The following is a 19874-nucleotide window of genomic DNA, read 5'->3' as shown; positions in this document are numbered from 1 at the left end:
TCCAGCGCATACACGACCGCATTCGAGGGGTGCTCCCAGGTCCCGACGGCGTCCTGGTCAGTGGGTGCCACTGCATGCCCAGTGCCGGCGTCCGAAGGCACGAGATCGTCGGTCTGATGGAATCGGGGCGACCATCGACGACGACGGAGGGTGTACGGGGATGCGGGTTTGTCTTGTCACGGGTGGGGGCGGGGCGCGGATCGGTGGGGGGATCTGCCGGGTGCTGGCGGCCAAGGGGTGGACCGTGGTGGTTGCGGATCAGGACCTCGGTGCGGCGAAGGCGGTGGCCGAGGAGCTGCGGGCAGCAGGAGCTACCGCGGTAGAGATGAGCCTGGACGTCACCGATGCCGGCTCGGTGCGGAACGTCGTGGCGGCGACCGCGGACGCGTACGGGCGGATCGATGCCTTGGTCAACAGCGCGGGGGTGGGGCTGCGCAAGCCGGGCGCGGCGGCGACGCCGGAGGAGTTCGATCGGCTGCACGCGATCAACTACCGCGGGCCGTGGACCTGCATCCGGGAGGTGGTGCCGGTCATGCTGGCCACCGGCGGCGGCAGCATCGTGAACATCGGCTCCGTGCACGCGGCGGGAGCCGCCGAGACGTTCACCTTGTACGCCGCGACCAAGGCGGCGCTCGCCGCGCTGACCCGGGGCATCGCGCGGGACTACGGCAGGCAGAACATCCGGTGCAATATCGTGCACCCCGGCGCGGTCGAGGCCCCGGGCAACGAACATCTGCTCGCCGACTTCGTCGGGACCAAGCAGATGCTGCCGGCCGCGATCGAGCCGACCGACATCGGCAACGCCGTTGCCTTCCTGCTCTCGCCGGAGGCCCGGTCGATCACCGGAGTCGAGCTCTTCGTCGACGCCGGCACCACGGCGATGCTGTTCGAGCAGTGAAACCGGCCTGCTTCGCGTGGCGGCCGTGGTGCTCACCACGGCGGATCGAACGACACAGGGCGTGAACTGGCCCGTCCGGCCTTCTCCGGCCCGGTCCTTTCACATCGCGCACGGGCGGCGGCCTCGGCTGACCCCTCCGCAGCCGAAGTCGCCGGTCGGACCACCCCCAGAGTGGTCCGACCGGCAGGTCGGCTACCCGTACTCGACGCCGGCGAAGGTCTGCCGGCCGGCTTTGTCGAAGGTACGGAAGTCGATCTCCATCTGCCCGCGTCGGTGGACCGCGCCCGGTTGCGACGCGGCCACGTAGCCGCCGCCCGCCACCACCGGTACGCCGTACCAGGGTGAGGCGCCGCCCGTCCACCGGATCCTCACCTCGACCCGCGCCACGTCGGGCATGGTGACGAAGCTGAAGTCGGCGAAGAGCACGGTGGACCGGCCGTGCGGAACCTCCGCGATCGTCCACTGACCGTTGATCGGCTCGGCTGCGTTGAGAGACACGCTCTGCTCGAACGGGATCCCTGCCCTGGCCGGGTCGAACACCTGGTAAAGGTCCGAGTCCAGACACAGGGCCCAGACGCCCTCCCGGGTGGTCAGGGTCTGCGCGAGCATCCTGTCTCTCGCCGGTCGCAGCTTGCCGTGTTCACCGGGCAGCACCTTCAGCCAGCGTGCCTGATGCACCGTCGCCGTCTCGGCGTCGGCCGGCTGAGCCGAGTTCGGTGCGCCGTTGTGGCCCCCGCGGTGCGCAAGGCACTTCCGGGCGGCTTCCTTGGCGTCGGCGGCGGAGGCCGGGCCCAGGTCGAGCGACACCCGCGGCGAACTGCCGGCAGGCACCTTCTGTACTTTGGCAGGGCTCGGGGAGGAGGTCGACGGGGTGGCCGCCGAAGGGCCTGGCCTGTCGTCCGGCTGGGCGAGGACGACCACGCCGGTGGTGATGACGGCGATTCCGCAGGCTGCGGCGATCACCGGTGCCCAGACGGAACCCTTGCGCTGGCCGCGCCGGGCGTTCTTCACCAGTTCGGCGCGGAGCTGGTCCGCGTAGTCCCGGTCGAGTTCTTCGACCGGCGGTGGGGTACTGAGGTTCATCGGGCCTCCTCCGGTCCGGTGTGGTCGAGCAGAGCAGGCAGCCGGCGCCGGGCGCGGGAGAGCCGCGCCTTGACGGTCCCCTCGGCGACCCCCAGGACCGCGGCAGCCTCGGCGAGCGGCAGCTCCGCCCAGTAGACGAGTTCGACCGTCTCCCGCTCGTGCGCCGGGAGTCGTTTCAAGGCAGTTCGCACGGCCTGGATGTGCCGCTCCGAGTCGAGCCTGGCGGCGACGGTGTCCGCGTGGTCCGGGTGGTGCAGCGGCAGCGGCTGTCGACTCACGAACTGCGCCAGCCGCCGCTTGGCCCGGGTGGTGTTGCGGAGTTCGTTGCGCGCAATCGTCAGCAACCACGCTCGCGCGCTGTCCTGGAGCAACGGCCCAGGATCCGACCGGCTGAACTGCCGCCACGCCGTGATGAAGGTCGCCTGCACCGCGTCGTCCGCGGACCCGTAGGAGCCGGTATGACGTACGGCGTACGCGTGCACGACCCCGGAGTACCGGCTGAACAGTTCTCCCAGGGCGGCCGGCTCGCAGCGGCGCAGGGCGTCCCACAACTCGTGGTCGGACGGCCCCGGCGGCACGGCAGGAGGCGGCTTGTCCGGCCGCCTCGATGTCATGGTCATACCTAACAGGGTCCGCAGGTCCCCGCGGGGTTGCCGAGCACCTGACAGCGAGCGACCTCCCAGGGCACTTGCGGCGCGGAGGTGCTCAGCAGCCGACGGGCTCGCGGGAGGTCAGGAGAACTTGTGGCGGGCGCCGCCCTCGAGGTGGATCGTCTCGCCGGAGACGAAGCCCGCGCGGAGTAGCCACATCACCGCGTCGACGACGTCGTCGGACTCGCCGTACCGTCCGACCAGCGTTCCGGCGGCGCTCCTGCTCAGCAAGCCTGCCTTGCCGTCGCCCAACCGGTCCCAAGCACCCGAGTCGACGACACCGGGCGAGATGGCGTTGACCCGCACCGGGGCGAGGTCCGCCGCGAGATGGCGGGCGACGTACTCGACCGCGCCGTTGGTCACCCCCTTGACCAGCGAGCCGGGGCCGGGCCGCCATCCGACGACTCCCGAGAACAACACGACCGACCCGTTCGGTCGCAGCAGCGGCGCGAAGTGCTTGGCGACCAGCAGCGGTCCGATCACCTTCGCCGTGAACGCAGTCAGCAGCTTGTCGTGATCCAGTGCGACAGCCCGTACGTCGTGCGGCGCCGAACCGGTCGTCACGATGTGGTCGACGCCGTCCGCGAGTTGCCTGGCCGCGGCGGCGATCGTCGTCTCGTCCTGCAGATCGATACGCAGTGCCGTCGCGTCGATCTCGGCCGCCGGCCCCTCGGCGGCCGCCGGATCACGTGCGCCGATCACCACCTCGTAGCCGTCGTTCACCGCTCGCCGCGCGACCGCTGCCCCCAGCGCCCGTGCACCACCGATGACCAGGATCCGTTCCATTTCTCGTCACTCCCTCTCGTAGGATCGGATCCTCACGGTATGGATTTGATACCGGTATCTACAACGGAACTGGGAGCACCCATGGGCAAGGCCTACAACGTGATGGCGGCGACCTGTCCGAGCCGAACCGTGCTGCACCGCATCGGCGCCCGCTGGACCGTGTTCGTCGTCAACGCCCTCGACGACGGCCCTCGCCGCTTCACCGACCTCAAAGCCCACATCCAGGGCATCACCCCGAAGGTCCTGACCGAGACCCTGCGCTCCCTGGAAGCCGACGGCCTGATCAGCCGGCACGAGTACGCCGAAAACCCGCCGCACGTCGAGTACGCCCTGACCCCACTGGGACGCTCCCTGCTCGTCCCGCTCCGCGCCGTACGGCTCTGGGCCGAACAACACGTCCCCGCCATCGAAGCCGCCCGGGCCCGCCACGAGAAGGACGCCGACGACGAGGTGTGATCGGGGGCGGTGGTGCTGGTGCAAATCGGCATTTTATGGCCTCGCCGAGGGGCCAATACGGTCCGACGCATGGAATGGAATCTTCGAACGGCCGAACAACTCCTAGTTGCCCTGCGCGCCGGTGAAGTGACGTCGGTGGAACTGACCGAGCAGGCGATCACCCGGATCGAACGCGAGGACGAAGTGATCAACGCGATCTGCGTACCGGACTTCGACCGTGCGCGGGCCGCGGCGCGCTCGGCCGATGCGGCGCGGGCCGGTGGCGAGGACCGTCCACTGCTGGGTGTTCCGGTGACGGTCAAGGAGTCGTACGACATCGCCGGGCTGCCCACGACGTGGGGCATGCCGCAGTACCGGGCCCATGTGCCGGCCGAGGACGCGGTCCAGGTGTCGCGGCTCCGGGCCGCCGGCGCGGTGCTGCTCGGTAAGACCAATGTGCCGTTGGGGTTGCAGGATCTGCAGAGCTTCAACGAGATCTACGGCACGACCAACAACCCGTGGAATCACGCCCGTACGCCGGGCGGCTCCTCCGGCGGATCGGCGGCGGCCCTGGCGGCCGGCTTCGGCGCGTTGTCCATCGGCTCCGACATCGGCGGTTCGTTGCGCACGCCCGCGCATTTCTGTGGTGTGTACGCGCACAAGCCGACCCTCGGGCTGGTGGCGCCGCGCGGTATGGTCGCGCCGCCCGGACCGGCCTTGCCGGTCGAGCTCGACCTCGCCGTCGTCGGTCCGATGGCGCGCACCGCCCGCGACCTCACGCTCCTGCTCGACGTCATGGCCGGGCCGGACCCGCTGACGCTCGGCGTGGCGTACGACCTGAGCTTGCCGCCCGCACGCCACCAGCGGCTGAGCGACTTCCGGGTCCTGGTCCTCGACGAGCATCCGCTCATCCCGACCGGGGCCGCTGTCCGGGCCGGCGTGAACCGGGTGGCCGACGCCCTCGTCGACGGCGGCGCTCACGTCGTACGGCACAGTCCCCTGCTACCCGACCTGGCCGAAGCAGGGACGCTCTACCTGCAGTTGCTGGTCTCGGGCTCTGTCGCGCGTTTTCCCATCGAAGCGTACGAGCAACTGCAGGCCCGCGCCGCTGGACTGAGCGCCGACGACCGAAGCCTCGACGCGGCGCGGCTGCGCGGGATGGTGTTCAGCCACCGCGACTGGATGGAAGCGAACAGCCGCCGGGAGCTGCACCGCCACGGCTGGCGGCAGCTCTTCGCCGAGTTCGACGCCGTGGTGTGCCCGATCACGCCGACGCCCGCGTTCCCGCACGACCCCAACCCCGATCTGCTGGAACGCCGGATCGACATCGACGGCGTCGAGTACCCGTTCTTCGACCAACTCGTCTGGGCCGGTCTGGCCACCATGCCCGGCCTGCCCGCCACCGCCGTACCGGCGGGCCTGTCCCCCGACGGCCTGCCGGTCGGAGTGCAGCTCATCGGCCCGACGTTCGAGGACCGCACCCCGCTACGACTGGCCGAACTGCTCGAGCCAAGGATCGGCGGCTTCCAGGCACCGCAGTAGGGCCGGGCTCGGCGGTCACCCCGTGGGCGTCGACAACAAGGGTTCCGTCCGTGACGGTCAGGCGCATAGTGCGCGGACTTCTTCGCGTACCTGATCACATCGGTCAACGGCGTACCCGGTAGCGCAGGTGAAGCACCCGGTGGCCCTGACTCACCACGTCGGGATCCTCCAACAGGTGCTGCGCGTCGACCGACCCGAAGTAGCGCTTGCCGGACCCGAGCACGACCGGTACGACGTCCATGCGTACCTCGTCGACCAGGCCCGCGGCAAGCACCTGGCCACCGACGTCGCCGGCGGCGACCTCGACCACGCGGTCACCCGCAAGCTGCTGCGCCGTCGCCATGGCTGCCTCGACGCCGTCGACGAAGTGAAACGGCGCCGCGGAGTCCCAGCCCTCGGGCGGCGGTCGGTGCGTCACGACGACCACGTGGTCGATTCCACCCGGAGGCTTCCCGTCCCAGCCGCCCGTCAGGTCGAAGACGTGACGGCCGACGAGTGTCACCCCGATCTGGTCCCAGTACGCCCGGGTGTAGTCGTAGGACACCTGCGACACCTTCAGCTCGCCGCTCTCGTCCAACGGGACGTCACCGCTGGACAACCAGTCGAACAGCGGTCCGGGCTGATCGTTGCTGTCCGCGACGAAGCCGTCCACCGACACCGAGCTGTACATGACCACCTTGCCCACGGGACTCTCCTCTGTTTGGGGGAGTCCCCATACTGGCGTGTCGTCAGCTGTCGCTCTTGTAAGAAATCAATCGGCCGGCAGCGGCCAGCTGTCCAGCACGTGGCCGGGATGCTCGCGCAGAAATCGCCGCCGGACTTCGACGTACCGGGTCGGCGTGAGCCCGGTGAACGCCCGGAACTCGTGGCCGAAGTGGGCCTGGTCGAAGTAGCCGGCGCCGGCGGCGAGGGCACCCCAGTCGATCGGTCCGGCGGGATCGATCGCGAACACGGTGGCGGCGAAGCGGTGGGTGCGGGCCAGCCGCTTCGGCGTGACGCCGACGAACTCCTTGAACCGCTGAGCCAGATGAGTGCTGCTGACACCGGCTGCCGCGCTCAGGTCGCCGATCGCCACCGCCCCGCCGGCCGCCGCGATGACGGTGCTCGTCTGGCGAACCAGCCCCAACCCGGGGGTCTCGCACAGCCGTCGCATCAGCTCCTTCTCGAGCAGCGTCAGCATCTCGTGTGGTCCGTCCGCTGCGGCCAGCCGGTCTCTTAGCTCAGCGACGGCGGGCCGGCCCCACACCTGCTCTACCGTCACCGGACGGTCACACAGCTCGGCCGCGGGCATCGGCAGGAACGGTGCCGGCCCCCACGGCTTGAAGTGCACGCCGACGGACCGGGTCCGGACTGGGTAGCCGAACTCCAGCGCGCGGGTGGGCATGGTGACCACGCAGCCGTCGGCGTACTCGGCCGTCTCGACGTCGGCGCCGGCACGGATGTGGAACGGCTCCCCGAGGTTGACGATGAGCAACGCCCCCGGCACCGGCGGCAGCATCAGCCGGGCGTACGGCCGCGCACCCTCCAGGTAGTAGAGGTCGTCGATCAGCCCGTCCAGCGGCGGTCGGGGCACTCTGGACACGTACTCCACGCCCACAGCATCGCACTCGTCCGACGCGATCCGGTACGGCCAGGTCGGTGTCCTCGGGCACCTGCGGGTCAGGGGCCGGTACCCCGGGGCGTCCGCTGCCTCAAGGTGGTCCTCAAGGAAGAGGCCGAGCACCAGCGGCTCGTCGGCGCTTGGCGCGGTGCTGGTTGAGGATGTCGCCGACGACGACCGGGAGCTCGATCAGGCGTGCGCGCTTGGCGCGCTCGGGATGGTCGAGCCGTTCGAACAGCATCCGCGCGGCCTGGGCGCCGAGTTCCCTGGGGTCGTGGGAGACGACCAGCAGTGGAACCTGCATCAGGTGGGCCAGCTCCACGTCGTCGAAGGCGATGAGGGTGGGCGGCGACAGCTTGGGGTCACGAAGGCGGCGTTGCCCGATGGCTTCGAGCGCACCGATCGTGTTGCGGTTGTTGGTGCTGAACACCGCGGTGGGCGGATCGTCGAGCGCCAGCAGCGCCTCCATCGCCTTGCGGGCGGCGGCGGCGTCCTGCTGACCTCGGGTGACCAGGTCCGGGTCGGACTCGATGCCGAACTCGGCGAGGGCCTGGCAGAAGCCCTCGTACCGCCGGCTCGCGGTGGCGACCGAGATGACGTTGCCCAGGAAACCGATTCTGGTGTGCCCGGCTTCCAGAATCCGTTTGGTGCTCTCGTAGGCCCCGTTGACGTCGTCGATGAGCACGGTGTCCGCCTTCAGCCCGCGCACCGTTCGCGACGCCAGGACCAGCGGGATGTCCCCCAGCCGCGTCCCCTTCAAGTGGTCGGCCGCGCCTCCGGTCGGTACGACGATCAGCCCCTCTACCTGGCGGCCGACGAAGTCCGAGACGAGCTGTTTCTCCCGGGCGACGTCCTCACCGGTGTTGCCGAGCAGCATCCGGCGACCGTGCTGCGCCGCCACCTCCTCGACGCCCAGCGCGAAGTGCCCGTAGTACGGGTTGGCGAGGTTGGTGATCGCGACCCCGATCAGGTCCGAGCGATGGCCGGGCCGGATGCTGCGGGCGTTCTCGTTGCGGTGGTACCCCAAGGTGGCGACGGCGTCCATGACGCGTTGCTGCACCTCGCGGCGCACGTTCTTGCCCCCGGACAGCGTGCGGGAGACAGTCATCGGACTGACCCCGGCAAGCTCGGCGACCTCCCGTACGGTCGGTGCCGCCTTCGGTCGGGAGGGTCCAGGGTTCACCAGCGCACTCCTTACAGCCACAAGCCCCGAGCTTCCAGATCGACCACCGGCCGCCGGATGCTCCGCTCACGGTATCAAGGGCCCTCAGGACATCTCGGTACCACGGACGAACGCTTTCACCGTGCCCAGCCGCTTCCCGACCCCGGCGCCGTGCGGCCGGACACGGTACCGGCCGACGGCGGCCGGGACGATGAACGTCTCGGCGTAGTGGACCACGAACGGCTCGAAGCCGCCGTCGAGGCTCTCGACCACTGCTTCCGGCCCTTCGACGAGGTTGAGCACGTTGACCGTGCCGCAAGTGTCGTGCTCGACCGCGTCGGTGAACCAGTGGCGCCGGACCTCGATGAACTCCAGCGTGTGCAGCCCGGTTCTCTCCTCCACCCAGCCGGGTCCGCTCGCGAGCTGCTCCACCTGACCGACCAGATTCTCCTGGGTCCACTTGGTGTCGCGGTCCCACTGGATGTTGCGCCGGGCATGGTCGAGGTGGACCGGGCGCGGCACTCCGTCCAGCCCGACCCGGTCCCAGTCCCACATCTTGAAGGTGAACAGGTACGGCGTCGCCGAGATCTCCAGCACCACGGAGTTCGCGCCGGAGCAGTGCACGGTGCCGGCCGGGATCGAGAAGTGGTCGTGCTTGCCGGCCGGGAACGCGTTGACGAACTGCTCGACCGCAAAGCTGATCTCGCCACGCGAGGCCGATTCCAGCGTCCTGGTCATCTCGGCCGGGTCGATGCCGGTCTTCAGCCCCAGGTACACCACGGCGTCGTCGGCCGCGTCGAGCAGGTAGTAACTCTCGTCCTGGGTGTAGTGCATGCCGAAGGTGTTGGTGATGTAGTCGGTCAGCGGATGGACCTGCAGTGACAGGTTGCCGCCCCCCATGGTGTCGAGGAAGTCGAAGCGGATCGGGAACTCGGCGCCGAACCGCGCGTGCACCAGCTCACCGAGCAGCTCGCGGGGCCGCAGGAACACCACGTCGATCGACGGCAGTTCCACGATCTGTCCGTCGAAGTCGAGCAGTACGCTGTTCTCCTCCGGAACACAGTCGAAGCACCACGCGTAGTTGTCGGCGTCGGAGTCCAGCTCGAACTTCTCCTGCATCCAGTGGCCGCCCCACACGCCCGGGTCGAAGAACGGCACCACCCGGAACGGCGTACTGACGGCGGCCTGCATGCCGAGGTGGAACGCCTCGGCCGTGATCAGTTTCGCCTCACTCGTCGAGCGGTTGGTGTCCAGGACGTAGTCGATGGACGGGAACAGCGCACGCTTGTGCCGGTCCGCGACCCGCCACTCCACGAAGAATCCCCGCTTGACCTTGCGCAGGTTGTCCTCGTCGCCGTTGGCGCACCGCCAGTTCGGCGCACCGCGTCGTTGCCGTTGCTGGATCTCCCAGCGCGCCATGTCCGCCAGCACGAGCGTGGACCGCTGCAACGGGACAAGCGCAGCGCCCCAGCCGATCAGCACCGTCGGCTGGGTCGAGTCCAGCACCCGGTCCGCGAGCGAGGCCAGCCGGTCCGCGTCGTAGAACTGGTCCAGGCTGTGGTGGCTCATCACGCCGAACACCCGGTCGTTGGTGAGGTTCGCCTTGATCAGGGTGTCGATGTCCTCGATGGGCTTGGCCGCGGCGTCCTCGACGTTGATCACGACGTACTCCGGCAGCGCGGCGCGGACGACGGCCATCAGCTGCGCGAGGTCCGTGCCCGGGTAGGTGTCCACCACGATCACCGGTGTCCGGCGCCCACCGTTGCGGGCGTGCCGGTCGACCTCGGCCCAGGCCTGGTCACCGGTGAAGACCCGGTGCTGACCTGGGACCCGGACGGTCGGTTGCTTGTCGTAACGACCTGGTGCCGAAGCGAGCATCTGAACTCTCTATTCCCTTGATCGAAGCGGGCTGTTAACGTTACCAGAACGTCGGCCGCAGCACTCGTACTGCTTCGCCCATCAAGGAGGAACGGATGAAGAACCCCAAAGACGCCGTCGAGCGGACGGTGTCGCGGCGCAGCTTTCTGAGCTCGGCAGCGCTGGCGAGCCTCAGCGTGGCGGCGTCCGGCACGCTGTTGTCGGCCTGCGGCGGCGGGAGCAGCGGCGGACCGGCCGGCGGAGGCGGCAACGGCAAGGCCACCGGTGCGGTCACCTGGGCCAGCTGGGTCGCGACCCCTGGTGAAGTCGGTCTGCTGAAGAAGTATTCCGCCGACTACCAGCAGAAGACCGACGTCAAGACGACCTACCAGACCGTCACCGGTGACTATCTGGCCAAGATGCTCACCCAGCTGCAGGGCGGCAAGGCGCCGGATGCCTTCTACGCCGACCCGTCGTGGCTCAACAAGTTCGTCGAGACCAACCAGGTCGTGGATCTCGAGCCGTACCTGTCCTCGGCCGACGCGCCGGTGAAGTTCGCCGACTTCTTCCCCGGACTGGTGGCCTGGGCGAAGGGAGCCGACGGCAAGGGTGTGTACGGCCTGCCGGTCGACTGCAACCCCTCGGTGTTCTGGTTCAACAAGAAGTTGCTGTCGGCAGCCGGCGTCACCCAGGACCCGGCCACCGCCTTCGAGGCCGGCGCCTGGAACCTCGACGCGGTGACCGATCTGCTCAGCAAGGTCAAGGCGACCGGCAAACGGGGCATGGTGTTCGAAGCCAGCTGGGGCCAGCTGTTCAGCTGGGTGACTTCGCTGGGCGGCACGGCCTTCGACGACGCCGGCAAGGCTGTCTTCGACACAGACCCGAAGGCCCAGCGTGCGATCGAGTGGCTCTTCGACCAGATGCGGGCCGGCACCATCACGTACGGCGGATCGTTGCCGAAGGGACAGGGCGTCGACGCCTTGTTCTACGGCGGTCAGCTGGCCACGGTTCCGGGCTACGGCCGCTGGCTGCTGCCGAACCTGAAGAAGCTCGGCGGCAGTGTCGAGTACGACATCGCTCCCTACCCGTCGGAGGACGGCAAGACGGTGATGCCGGTGGCCGTCTACACCGCGGCGATGGCCGTCAACGCCAAGGCGAGCAGCAAGGAAGCGGCCGAGGCGTTCGCGGGGTACTTCGTCAGCCCCGACGGCGTGCGGGCCCGGCTGGCCGGCGGCGGGAACGCGGTGCCCGTCCTGTCCGGACTGGAAGACATCGTCACCGAGAACAACGACCCGCCGCACGGCAAGTGGTTCCTCGAGATCGCCAAGAACGGGTACGCGCTGCCGAACGCGATGGCCCGCAACGCGAAGAAGAACACCGACTTCCCGCTGGTGATGGACACCCTGCTGAAGTCCAAGGCCGAGTCGCCGAAGTCGTTCAGCACGAAGCTGGCGAATCTCCTGAACGGATGATCCGATGACCACGACCGTACGACGTCCGACCCGAACGCCGCCACGGTCGGGAGCGGACAAACCCGCCCGGCCGGGCAGCGGGCAGCGACGGCGCCGGGACAACCTGGCCGGCTACCTGTTCCTGGCGCCGCAGCTGATCGGCCTGCTCGTGTTCATGCTCGGGCCACTGGTGTTCGCCGTGGTCCTCAGCGTGTCGCACTGGGACGGCTTCGGCGCCCGGTCCTGGGCGGGCCTGTCCAACTTCGGCACCGTGCTGCAGGATCCACAGCTGCGCACCTCGGCCAAGAACACGATCTGGTACACGGTCCTGTCGGTGCCCGGAACGATGGTCTCGGCGTTCGTTGTCGCGTACCTGCTGCAAAAGGTGAAGCGCAAGTCGTTCTACCGCACGTTCTACTTCGCTCCGGTCGTCACCTCGACGGTGGCCGTGGCGGCGATCTGGTTGTGGCTGTTCAACCCCGAGATCGGCCCGCTCAACGCGCTGCTGCGACGCGTCGGGATGCCGGCTCCGGACTGGTTGCAGGACGCCCGTTTCGTGATCCCGGCCTTCGCCCTGGTCGGGATCTGGCAAGGTCTGGGCTACCAGATCGTGATGATGATGGCCGGTTTGGAGAACGTCCCGCGCACGCTGCTCGAGGCCGCCGACATCGACGGCGCCTCGGAGTGGCAGAAGATGCGCCGGATCACGATCCCGCTGCTGTCACCAACGATCCTGTTCCTGTCGGTCACCTCGGTGATCGGGTCGTTCCAGATCTTCGACTACATCTACGTCTTCATGGGCGCCAACGCGCCCGCGTCGTCCCGGACGGTGGTGTACGAGATCTACCAGAAGGCCTTCGTCGAGTTCGACTTCGGCCTCGGGTCCGCGATCGCCGTCTTCCTGTTCGCCGCCCTGCTGGCGCTGACCGGCCTGCAACTCCTGGCCCAGAAGAGATGGGTTCACTACACCGAATGACCACGTCAGAACTGGACCACCTCGAAGCCACCGGCACGGCTCAGCCGAAGCACCAGGCCGAGCGGCCCCGGCTGCGCTGGACGCGCGTCCTGCTGCACCTGTTCCTGCTGGCGGGCGCCGTCGTGATGGCGCTGCCCTTCGCCTGGATGGTGCTGAGCTCGTTCAAGCCGCTGGAGGAGATCTTCATCCAGCCCCCGAAGCTGCTGCCGAAGGTCTGGCAGCCGGAGAACTACCGCAACGCACTGGAGGCCGCTGACTTCGTCAGAGGTTTCGTCAACAGCCTGTACATCGCGGTGATCGTGGTCGTGGTGTCGGTCTTCACCGCGGCGATGGCGGCCTACGCCTTCGCGCGGATCCGGTTCACCGGACGGGGTCCGCTGTTCATGGTGTTCCTGGCGACCTTGATGGTGCCGGTCCAGCTGACCGTGATCCCGCTCTACCTCATTCTCGGCCGGCTGAACTGGATCGACACCCACCTGGCGCTGATCGTGCCGGCGTCGCTGTTCAACGCGTTCGGCGTCTTCCTGCTGCGCCAGTACGTCCGGGGTATCCCGATCGAGCTCGAGGAAGCCGCGGCGATCGACGGCGCCGGCCGGGCCAGGATCTTCCTGACCGTCATCCTGCCGCTGCTGCGCACGCCGATGGTCGCTCTGGGCATCTTCACGTTCCTCGGCCAGTGGAACAGCTTCTTCCACCCACTGATCTTCCTGAACTCCGACAGCTTGTTCACGCTGCCGCTGGTCGTCAACCAGTTCAAGGGCACGTACTCCAGCGACTGGACCGGCCTGATGGCCGCGGCGACCCTGGCCGCCGCTCCCCTGCTGATCGTTTTCGTCATCGCCCAACGGCAGATCGTCGAAGGAATCGCACTGTCCGGCTCGAAGAGCTGACAAACCAACCATGAAGGAGTGAGGCATGCATCCGGAACGTTCCGCACTGTCGCGCCGCGCATTCACCGCCGGCCTCGGCGGCCTGAGCCTGGCCGCCCTGTTGCCCACCGGAGTCCAGTCGGCCACGGCCGCCCCCGGCAAGAGCAAGTGGGCCGACCGCGCTCTGGTCAGCTACACCGCCCTGCAGCGCTACCTGTACCTGCCGGACACCGGCCTGTACAAGGAGAACCACCCCACCTTGACCGGGGAGAACCCGTACTCCTACGTCTGGCCCCTCCGCGAAGCCACCGCGGCCACCATCGACGTGAACCAGTTGCCGCCGGCCGGCAGGCGCTACGACGACGACGTGAAGCGGCGCTTCAAGGCGCTGGAGCTGTACTGGGACGCTCCCCGCGGCGCCTACGACTCCTACCCGCCGGAGCCGCTGGGCACCCGAGGCGATCCCTTCTACGACGACAACGCCGTCATCGGCCTGGAGTTCGTACGCCGCTACCGGCTGTCCGGGGACCGGGAGATGCTGAGGCTGGCGGCGAGGGTGTTCGACTTCGTCGTCAAGGCCTGGGACACCGACCCCAACCGCCCGGTCCCCGGTGGAATGCACTGGGTCGCTGCTTCCTGGAATCCGTACCGGGGAGCCGCCAACGTCACCAGCCTGGCCTCGGAGCTCGCGGCGCATCTCTACGAGGCGACCGGTGACCAGCGCTACCTCGAGTGGGCGCGCCGGACCTACGACTGGGTGCGCGAAGCCCTCGGTCGCGGGCCGGGCCTGTACGCGAACGGCATCCGCCTCGACGAGACCGTCGAGGAGACGCTGTGGACCTACAACTCGGGATCGATGATCGGCGCGGCGGCGCTGCTCTACCGATCGACCAGGAACAAGGCGGATCTGAGCAAGGCGGTCCAGGACGCCGAAGCCGCGATGGCGTACTGGACCCGGAACGACCGGCTCTACAACCAGCCGGCCATCTTCAACGCGATCCTGTTCGCCAACCTGCTGCTGCTCGAGTCGATCAAGCCCTCGCAGAGCTACCGCGACGTCATGACGTCGTACGCCGAGCGGATCTGGCAGTCGAACCGCGATGAGAGCACCGGGCTGTTCCGCTTCCAGCACTCCGGTGGTGGAGCACCCGATCCCGCCCTGCGCCCCCAGACGCTGCACCAGTCGGCAGCCATCCAGATCTTCGCTCTGCTGGCCTGGCGGCCGAGCGACTACAAGTTCGCCGCCTGACCACGTCGGCCGCCGCGATGACTCCGTCCACCGACTCGGAGTCGTCGCGGTGGTTGCCGGCGGCCCTCAGCCGAAACCGTGCTCCACAACGGTGGTCGGTACGACGGCCCGTCGCATCGGCCCTGTATAGCGCCGATCCCCCGGTTGCAGCCGCTCCAGCAGGAGTTGAGCGGCCCGGCGGCCCAGCTCGTCGGCGTCGTAGTCGACGATGAGCGTCGGCACGCTGAGCATGTCGGACAGCTCGAAGTCGTCGAAGCCGGCGAGGACGACCTCGGCGGACACTCGGTGCACGGCCCGGTACGCACCGAGCGTGTTGCGGTTGTTCGTGCAGAAGACGGCGTCAGGCGGCTCCGGCAGGGCGAGCAGTTCGGCCAAGGCTCGCTCCGCCGAAGCGATGTCGCGGGCGCGCTTGACGTAGCTGTCCCGCAACGGCACACCGGCGGCTTCCAGCGCGGCGCAGTACCCGCGGAAGCGTTCCGAGCCGGTGTAGACCGAGGGCGGGTTCCCGACGAACCCGATCCGGGTGCGGCCGTGCAGAATGAGCCGCCGAGTCGCTTCGTAGGCGCCACCGAAGTCGTCGACCAGGACACAGTCGGCCTCGACGCCCGTCGGCGGCCGTGCGACCATCGCGATCGGCGTGCGCTCGGGGACGTCGTCCACCAGGTACTCGTGGTTCGACCCGGCGGGCACGATGATGATGCCGTCGACCTGCCGCGAGACGAAGTCGCCGACCGCGGCCCGCTCCCGGTCGGGATCCTCGTCGCTGTTGGTCACCATCACCCGGATGCCGTCGCGGGTGACGACCGACTCGATGCCCAGCGCCAGCCGGGCGTAGAACGGGTTCGCCAGATTGGTGACGATCAGGCCGACCGCACCCAGCCGCCGGCCCTGGCTCAGCACCCGCGCCAGGTCGTTGCGGCGGTAGCCCAGCTGCTTGACCGCCGCGAGCACACGCCGGCGGTTCTCGGCCGACACGTTCGGGTGGTCCTGGAGGACCCGCGACACCGTCATCGGGCTCACCTCGGCCAGCGACGCGACGTCGCGCATGGTGGGCGCCGAGCCGTCCACTGCTCGCCTGCGGGGCATGCGGGTCACTCTAGGCGTTCTGTACGACGCACCTGCTGGACAGCTCCGACCAACGCGGCACTGTCCGGGTGCGCGGCACGAGCCAGTACGCCGGACGCGGCGTACCGGCCGGTGAGCCCGGAACTGATCGCCGGTTCGAGCAGGTCCCACGACCCGGTCATCGAGCCGCCGACCACGACGAGGGTCGGCGCGAAGCGGAGCAGCCACGGATCCAGCGCCTGGCCCAGCGCCCGGAAGGTCCCGTCCAGCAGGGTCTGTGCGACAGCCTCGCCGCCGCGCGCCCGCGCCGCGATGTCGCGGACATCCAGCAGTTGTCCGGTCCGCTCGCGGTAGCGCGCGATGATCGCCCGCCGGCTGACAGTGTCCTCGAGCGGCCGGCCGTCGTGCTGCAGCAGATCCGCGCGGCCCTCCGGCGGGACCAGCGGACCGTCGGCGACGATGGTGCCGTCGGCAAGAAAGGCACTGCCGACGCCGGTACCCAAGGTGATCCCGACGACGCGCACGTGCCCGGACGCCGCTCCGTGGCTCCACTCGCCGATCAGGAACGCCTCGGCGTCGTTCACGAACGTGAGCGAACCCGGCCGGGCCTGCATCCGCGCGGACAGCTCGCCGCGCAGGTCCACGCCGTACAGGGCGTCGAACTTGCCGACGGACCGGTACTGCGCCACGCCGCGCTCGTGATCGAAGGGGCCCGGGACGGCGACTGCCCAGTCCATCCCGGAACGGCCGGCCAGGGAGTCCGCGCAAGACGCGATGGTCGACAGCAGATGCTCGGCCGTGCCGTCCGGCTGAAGCGAGACCCGTGTCACGGAACGGACCACCGGCTGCCGCTGGTCGAAGGCGATCAGCGCACCGGTCACATGGGTGCCACCGACGTCCAAGGCGCCGTACACGACACCATCGGCAGGCGGGCGGAAAGGCTTGTCAGAGGTCATGGCCAACTATCTGGAGCACGGACGTGGTACCGGTACCTTACCGGAGGTTTGGCCGGTCCGGCAGACCTGGCGCCTGACAGGCAACGAAGTCCGGTCGATATCGCGCAGCGATGTTGTGAGTGCACGGTTGTTAGCGGTACCTTCGACCAACTCGACCCTACGTCTGAGAGTGAGCCAGCGACATGACAGGTTCGACTCGATCCTCCTGGTGGGACAGCACGATCGCCCGGACCGGATTGATCGATCGCACGGCGGAGACGGCGCACGGCGCGGGCGGTGGCACGCTCCGGTTCTGGCTGGAGCCGCTGTTCCGGGCCGACGGATCCGGCGGCCTGCTCCAGGCGGTCCGGGTCGAGCTCGCCGGCGACCGCCCGCCGCGGACCGCCACGGCGCGCACCGAGGGCGGCACCCAGGTGCCGTGCGTGGTCGAAGCCGCTCCGGCCGGCACCGTGCGGCTGCTGCTGCCGGCGGTCGACGAGGACACCACGGTCACGATCGAGTTTCCGGAGGTCGCGCCGGGCGTGGAGTTCGCCGTCCGGCTCCGGCCGCAGCGACGCTGGACGCTGCACCTCGTGCAGCACTCGCACCTCGACATCGGCTACACCGACCCGCAGGGCACCGTCCTGGCCGAAGGCCGGTCGTACCTCGACGCCTGCCTCGACCTCGCCCGCACCACGGACAGCTGGCCCGAGGAAGCGCGGTTCCGCTGGTCGGTGGAAGGGTTGTCGTCGTTCGAGCAGTGGGCGGCCGCTCGGACCCCCCGCCAGGTCGAGGAGTTCGTCGACCGCGTGCGCGAAGGCCGCCTGGAACTCACCGCGATGCCGTTCAACCTGCACACCGAGACTTGTTCCACCGACGAGCTGCACGAGCTGCTCCGGCCCGCCCGCGCGGTGAGCCGGCGGTACGGGCTGCCGATCGTGACCGCGATGCAGACCGACGTCCCGGGCCAGGTGGTCGGTCTGCCCGACGTACTCGTTGCGAACGGCATCGACTACCTGTCGGTGGCGCACAACTGGGCCGGCCGCGCGGTGCCACACCTGGTCGGCGGAGCCAACCTGCCGCGGCTGTTCAGGTGGCGTGCCTCGGACGGCCGCAGCGTGCTGGTGTGGCGCACCGACACCCCGCACGGCCTGGCGTACATGGAAGGCTCGATCATCGGTTTCGACGAGTCGTACGCGCGCGTGGACGAGTTGCTCCCGGCGTACCTGAGCTCACTGTCCGCGAACCCCTATCCCCATGCAGGCAAGGGCATCCCGGGCTACCCGATCCTCGACGCGCAGTTCGACCGGGACCCGTACCCCTGGGACATCCTGCACCTGCGCGTACTGGGCACCTTCGCCGACAACGGCCCGCCGCGCTACGTCGCCGCGGAGACCGTACGGCAGTGGAACGAGACCTGGGCCTACCCGCGGATGCGGCTGTCCCGGCACGAGGACTTCTTCCGCGACGCCGAGGACCGGCTCGGGGACTCCCTGGAGACGTTCGAGGGCGACTGGACCGACTGGTGGGTCGACGGGGTCGGTGCCGGAGTCGTCCCGATGGCGTTGAACCGGCAGGCCCAGTCGACGCTCGCCGACGCCCAGACGCTCAGCACGCTGAGCGGAATCCTGGGCGCGGACGGCGTGCACGAGGACACCGAGGAGGCGCCCGCGGTCTACGACAAGATCTCACTGTTCAACGAACACACCTGGGGCGCCGGCGACCCGTGGACCCACGGCTGCGTGGCCCACCAGTCCGGCGAACGCCAGTGGATCTGGAAGTACAGCCAGGCCGTCGACGCGCACGACCGGGCCGACGTACTGCTCGATCGGGCCCGCGCCCGGCTGGCCGAGCGCGTACCACGCGGCGCGGACGCGCTCGCCTCGTACGCGGTGGTGAACACCACGAGCTGGAGCCGGACCGACCGGGTGGAGTTGTTCCTGGCCGACAGCGTCATCAGGCTCGGCCAGCGGGTGCAGCTCGTCGACAGCCGGACCGACGAGGTGATTCCGTTCGTCGAGCGAGCCCAGGTCAACCCGCTGCACCGGATGGCCGGCCGATTCGTGCAGTGCATCGTCGCGGACATCCCGGCGATGAGCGTTGTCCGGCTGGACGTCCGGCCGGCCGACGACCCGGCCGAGCCGACGTACGGGCTCGACGCAACGACGTCCACGGTCCTGGAGAACGAGTTCCTCGTCGTCCAGGTCGATCTCGCCCGCGCCCGCATCAGCTCGATCGTTGACAAGGGCACCGGTCGCGAACTCGTCGCGCAGTCCTCCGCCTTCGGCTTCAACGGTTACGTCTACGACCAGTACGCGACGGCCGGCGGTTTCAACCACCAGTCGAGCAAAACCGTGGCGGACGACTCGATGCACCTGCTGGCCGGTCGGTGGGAGGCTCCGCCCGCGGCGATGGTCGCCCGCGAGTCCACGGCGATCGGCGAGACGCTCGTGTACGAATGCGTGCCGGCCGGCACCAGCAAGCTGCGCACCACCGTCACACTGCCGCGCGGAATCGCCCGGGTCGACATCGTGAACCGGGTGGTGAAGCCCTCGACGCTGGTCAAGGAGAGCGCGTTCTTCGCGTTCCCGTTCGCGACGGACAGTCCTCGCATCCGCACCGAGACCACGGGCGGTGTGCTGGGGACCGACCTTCCGGCGGTTCCTGGCTCCGCGACCCACCTGCGAGCAGTCCGGCGGTGGGTGACCCTGGACGACGCCGACGGAACCGTCGCCTGGGCCACCCATGACGCGCCCTTGGTCCAGCTCGGCCGCATCAGCATCCCGTACGTGCCGTACCCGTCGTCGATGACGACCGACGAGCCCGGCACCATCTACTCCTGGGCCCACAACAACATCTGGGACACCAACTTCCCCAGTGAGCAGGCCTTCGACCAGGAGTTCCGCTACTCCCTCACCTTCGGCCCGCCCGCGCCGGGAACCGCGCCGGCCGAACTCGGGATGCGCCTCGCCGCAGCAGAGAGCCGCCCCCTGCGCGCTCTCCGGGTCACCGGTGAACCGGGGCCCGCCCCGGCAGCCCAACCCCTGCTGGAAGTCGGCGACCCCCGAATCCGCGTCGTGGGCCTGACCTCACCGGACGACAACACCGTGCTGATCCGCCTCCAGTCGTTCGCCGACGAGCCGGTCGAGTGCCAGGTCCGGCCGTTCTTCGACTGGACGAGCGCGTTCGCCGCCACCTATCTCGGCGAACGACTGGAGCAACTGACGCCCGGTCCCGACACCGCGATCCCGCTGGCGCTACCTCCCCGCGGTACGGGCGCGCTGGCACTCACCCGAGGCTGAATCCGCCCGCCGGC

17 protein-coding genes are annotated in these 19874 nt (G+C 69.2%); 8 read left to right on the top strand and 9 right to left on the bottom strand.

Annotated features, from left to right (window positions below; genetic code table 11):
- Nucleotides 1-160: 160 nt before the first annotated feature.
- A complete protein-coding gene (locus tag KFLA_RS07290; RefSeq protein WP_012919134.1) occupies nucleotides 161-898 on the top strand; it encodes an SDR family NAD(P)-dependent oxidoreductase in 738 nt (245 codons plus the stop codon).
- Between the two features lie 192 nt (nucleotides 899-1090).
- Here KFLA_RS07290 and KFLA_RS07285 read toward each other — a convergent pair whose 3' ends face one another.
- The 3 genes from KFLA_RS07285 to KFLA_RS07275 form a co-directional block, all read right to left on the bottom strand.
- Nucleotides 1091-1981, bottom strand: a complete 891-nt coding sequence (locus KFLA_RS07285) for a hypothetical protein (RefSeq protein WP_012919133.1) — start codon at nucleotides 1979-1981, stop codon at nucleotides 1091-1093.
- Nucleotides 1978-2601, bottom strand: coding sequence for an RNA polymerase sigma factor (locus tag KFLA_RS07280; RefSeq protein ID WP_148256565.1), 624 nt, complete (start codon nucleotides 2599-2601; stop codon nucleotides 1978-1980). Before KFLA_RS07280 ends, KFLA_RS07285 begins: the two co-directional genes overlap by 4 nt.
- Before the next feature lie 111 nt (nucleotides 2602-2712).
- Entirely contained in the window at nucleotides 2713-3417 is a 705-nt protein-coding gene (locus KFLA_RS07275) for an SDR family oxidoreductase (protein ID WP_012919131.1), read from the bottom strand.
- Nucleotides 3418-3498: 81 nt separating this feature from the next.
- Here KFLA_RS07275 and KFLA_RS07270 point away from each other — a divergent pair, with 81 nt between their 5' ends.
- Together KFLA_RS07270 and KFLA_RS07265 are read left to right on the top strand one after the other, a co-directional pair.
- Nucleotides 3499-3873 carry a winged helix-turn-helix transcriptional regulator gene (locus KFLA_RS07270; protein ID WP_012919130.1) on the top strand — a complete coding sequence of 125 codons (375 nt, stop codon included), beginning with the start codon at nucleotides 3499-3501 and terminating at the stop codon, nucleotides 3871-3873.
- Nucleotides 3874-3882: 9 nt separating this feature from the next.
- Complete coding sequence (locus KFLA_RS07265; protein ID WP_237706745.1) at nucleotides 3883-5394, top strand: amidase; 1512 nt, start codon at nucleotides 3883-3885, stop codon at nucleotides 5392-5394.
- Nucleotides 5395-5497: 103 nt separating this feature from the next.
- On the opposite strand, the gene KFLA_RS07260 is transcribed toward KFLA_RS07265, so the two are convergent.
- The 4 genes from KFLA_RS07260 to KFLA_RS07245 form a co-directional block, all read right to left on the bottom strand.
- Nucleotides 5498-6079 carry a dihydrofolate reductase family protein gene (locus KFLA_RS07260; protein WP_012919128.1) on the bottom strand — a complete coding sequence of 194 codons (582 nt, stop codon included), beginning with the start codon at nucleotides 6077-6079 and terminating at the stop codon, nucleotides 5498-5500.
- A gap of 66 nt (nucleotides 6080-6145) precedes the next feature.
- Nucleotides 6146-6985 (bottom strand): AraC family transcriptional regulator, encoded by an 840-nt coding sequence (locus tag KFLA_RS07255; RefSeq protein WP_237706744.1) that lies wholly within the window; start codon nucleotides 6983-6985, stop codon nucleotides 6146-6148.
- Between the two features lie 112 nt (nucleotides 6986-7097).
- A complete protein-coding gene (locus tag KFLA_RS07250; protein WP_012919126.1) occupies nucleotides 7098-8177 on the bottom strand; it encodes a LacI family DNA-binding transcriptional regulator in 1080 nt (359 codons plus the stop codon).
- Between the two features lie 84 nt (nucleotides 8178-8261).
- Nucleotides 8262-10034, bottom strand: a complete 1773-nt coding sequence (locus KFLA_RS07245; protein WP_012919125.1) for a class I mannose-6-phosphate isomerase — start codon at nucleotides 10032-10034, stop codon at nucleotides 8262-8264.
- 95 nt (nucleotides 10035-10129) lie between these two features.
- Between KFLA_RS07245 and KFLA_RS07240 the strand changes: the two genes are divergently transcribed.
- The 4 genes from KFLA_RS07240 to KFLA_RS07225 are packed head-to-tail and all read left to right on the top strand — an operon-like array spanning nucleotide 10130 to nucleotide 14558.
- A complete protein-coding gene (locus KFLA_RS07240; RefSeq protein ID WP_012919124.1) occupies nucleotides 10130-11485 on the top strand; it encodes an ABC transporter substrate-binding protein in 1356 nt (451 codons plus the stop codon).
- 4 nt (nucleotides 11486-11489) lie between these two features.
- Nucleotides 11490-12440: a carbohydrate ABC transporter permease gene (locus KFLA_RS07235; RefSeq protein WP_012919123.1), complete on the top strand. Its 951-nt coding sequence runs from the start codon at nucleotides 11490-11492 to the stop codon at nucleotides 12438-12440.
- Nucleotides 12437-13330: a carbohydrate ABC transporter permease gene (locus KFLA_RS07230; RefSeq protein ID WP_012919122.1), complete on the top strand. Its 894-nt coding sequence runs from the start codon at nucleotides 12437-12439 to the stop codon at nucleotides 13328-13330. Before KFLA_RS07235 ends, KFLA_RS07230 begins: the two co-directional genes overlap by 4 nt.
- 25 nt (nucleotides 13331-13355) lie before the next feature.
- On the top strand, nucleotides 13356-14558 hold the full coding sequence (locus KFLA_RS07225) for a glycoside hydrolase family 76 protein (RefSeq protein WP_012919121.1): 1203 nt from the start codon (nucleotides 13356-13358) through the stop codon (nucleotides 14556-14558).
- A gap of 66 nt (nucleotides 14559-14624) precedes the next feature.
- Here the strand turns inward: KFLA_RS07225 and KFLA_RS07220 are convergent, their stop codons facing one another.
- Together KFLA_RS07220 and KFLA_RS07215 are read right to left on the bottom strand one after the other, a co-directional pair.
- Complete coding sequence (locus KFLA_RS07220; protein WP_012919120.1) at nucleotides 14625-15644, bottom strand: LacI family DNA-binding transcriptional regulator; 1020 nt, start codon at nucleotides 15642-15644, stop codon at nucleotides 14625-14627.
- Between the two features lie 5 nt (nucleotides 15645-15649).
- On the bottom strand, nucleotides 15650-16579 hold the full coding sequence (locus tag KFLA_RS07215) for an ROK family protein (protein ID WP_012919119.1): 930 nt from the start codon (nucleotides 16577-16579) through the stop codon (nucleotides 15650-15652).
- 182 nt (nucleotides 16580-16761) lie between these two features.
- On the opposite strand from KFLA_RS07215, the gene KFLA_RS07210 reads away from it, so the two are divergent.
- Nucleotides 16762-19860, top strand: a complete 3099-nt coding sequence (locus tag KFLA_RS07210) for a glycoside hydrolase family 38 N-terminal domain-containing protein (RefSeq protein WP_012919118.1) — start codon at nucleotides 16762-16764, stop codon at nucleotides 19858-19860.
- The last annotated feature ends 14 nt before the right edge of the window (nucleotides 19861-19874 follow it).

It is taken from the genome of Kribbella flavida DSM 17836 (assembly GCF_000024345.1).
Classification (GTDB): domain Bacteria; phylum Actinomycetota; class Actinomycetes; order Propionibacteriales; family Kribbellaceae; genus Kribbella; species Kribbella flavida.
Note: the sequence above shows the minus strand (reverse complement) of the source record. Positions and strands in the feature narration are given on the sequence as shown.

Coding starts and splice junctions, on each gene's coding strand:
- KFLA_RS07245 (WP_012919125.1), bottom strand. CDS start 10,034: ATGCTCGCTTCGGCACCAGGTCGTTACGACAAGCAACCGACCGTCCGG.
- KFLA_RS07215 (WP_012919119.1), bottom strand. CDS start 16,579: ATGACCTCTGACAAGCCTTTCCGCCCGCCTGCCGATGGTGTCGTGTAC.
- KFLA_RS07270 (WP_012919130.1), top strand. CDS start 3,499: ATGGGCAAGGCCTACAACGTGATGGCGGCGACCTGTCCGAGCCGAACC.
- KFLA_RS07240 (WP_012919124.1), top strand. CDS start 10,130: ATGAAGAACCCCAAAGACGCCGTCGAGCGGACGGTGTCGCGGCGCAGC.
- KFLA_RS07290 (WP_012919134.1), top strand. CDS start 161: ATGCGGGTTTGTCTTGTCACGGGTGGGGGCGGGGCGCGGATCGGTGGG.
- KFLA_RS07230 (WP_012919122.1), top strand. CDS start 12,437: ATGACCACGTCAGAACTGGACCACCTCGAAGCCACCGGCACGGCTCAG.
- KFLA_RS07210 (WP_012919118.1), top strand. CDS start 16,762: ATGACAGGTTCGACTCGATCCTCCTGGTGGGACAGCACGATCGCCCGG.
- KFLA_RS07225 (WP_012919121.1), top strand. CDS start 13,356: ATGCATCCGGAACGTTCCGCACTGTCGCGCCGCGCATTCACCGCCGGC.
- KFLA_RS07275 (WP_012919131.1), bottom strand. CDS start 3,417: ATGGAACGGATCCTGGTCATCGGTGGTGCACGGGCGCTGGGGGCAGCG.
- KFLA_RS07235 (WP_012919123.1), top strand. CDS start 11,490: ATGACCACGACCGTACGACGTCCGACCCGAACGCCGCCACGGTCGGGA.
- KFLA_RS07280 (WP_148256565.1), bottom strand. CDS start 2,601: ATGACCATGACATCGAGGCGGCCGGACAAGCCGCCTCCTGCCGTGCCG.
- KFLA_RS07285 (WP_012919133.1), bottom strand. CDS start 1,981: ATGAACCTCAGTACCCCACCGCCGGTCGAAGAACTCGACCGGGACTAC.
- KFLA_RS07220 (WP_012919120.1), bottom strand. CDS start 15,644: ATGCCCCGCAGGCGAGCAGTGGACGGCTCGGCGCCCACCATGCGCGAC.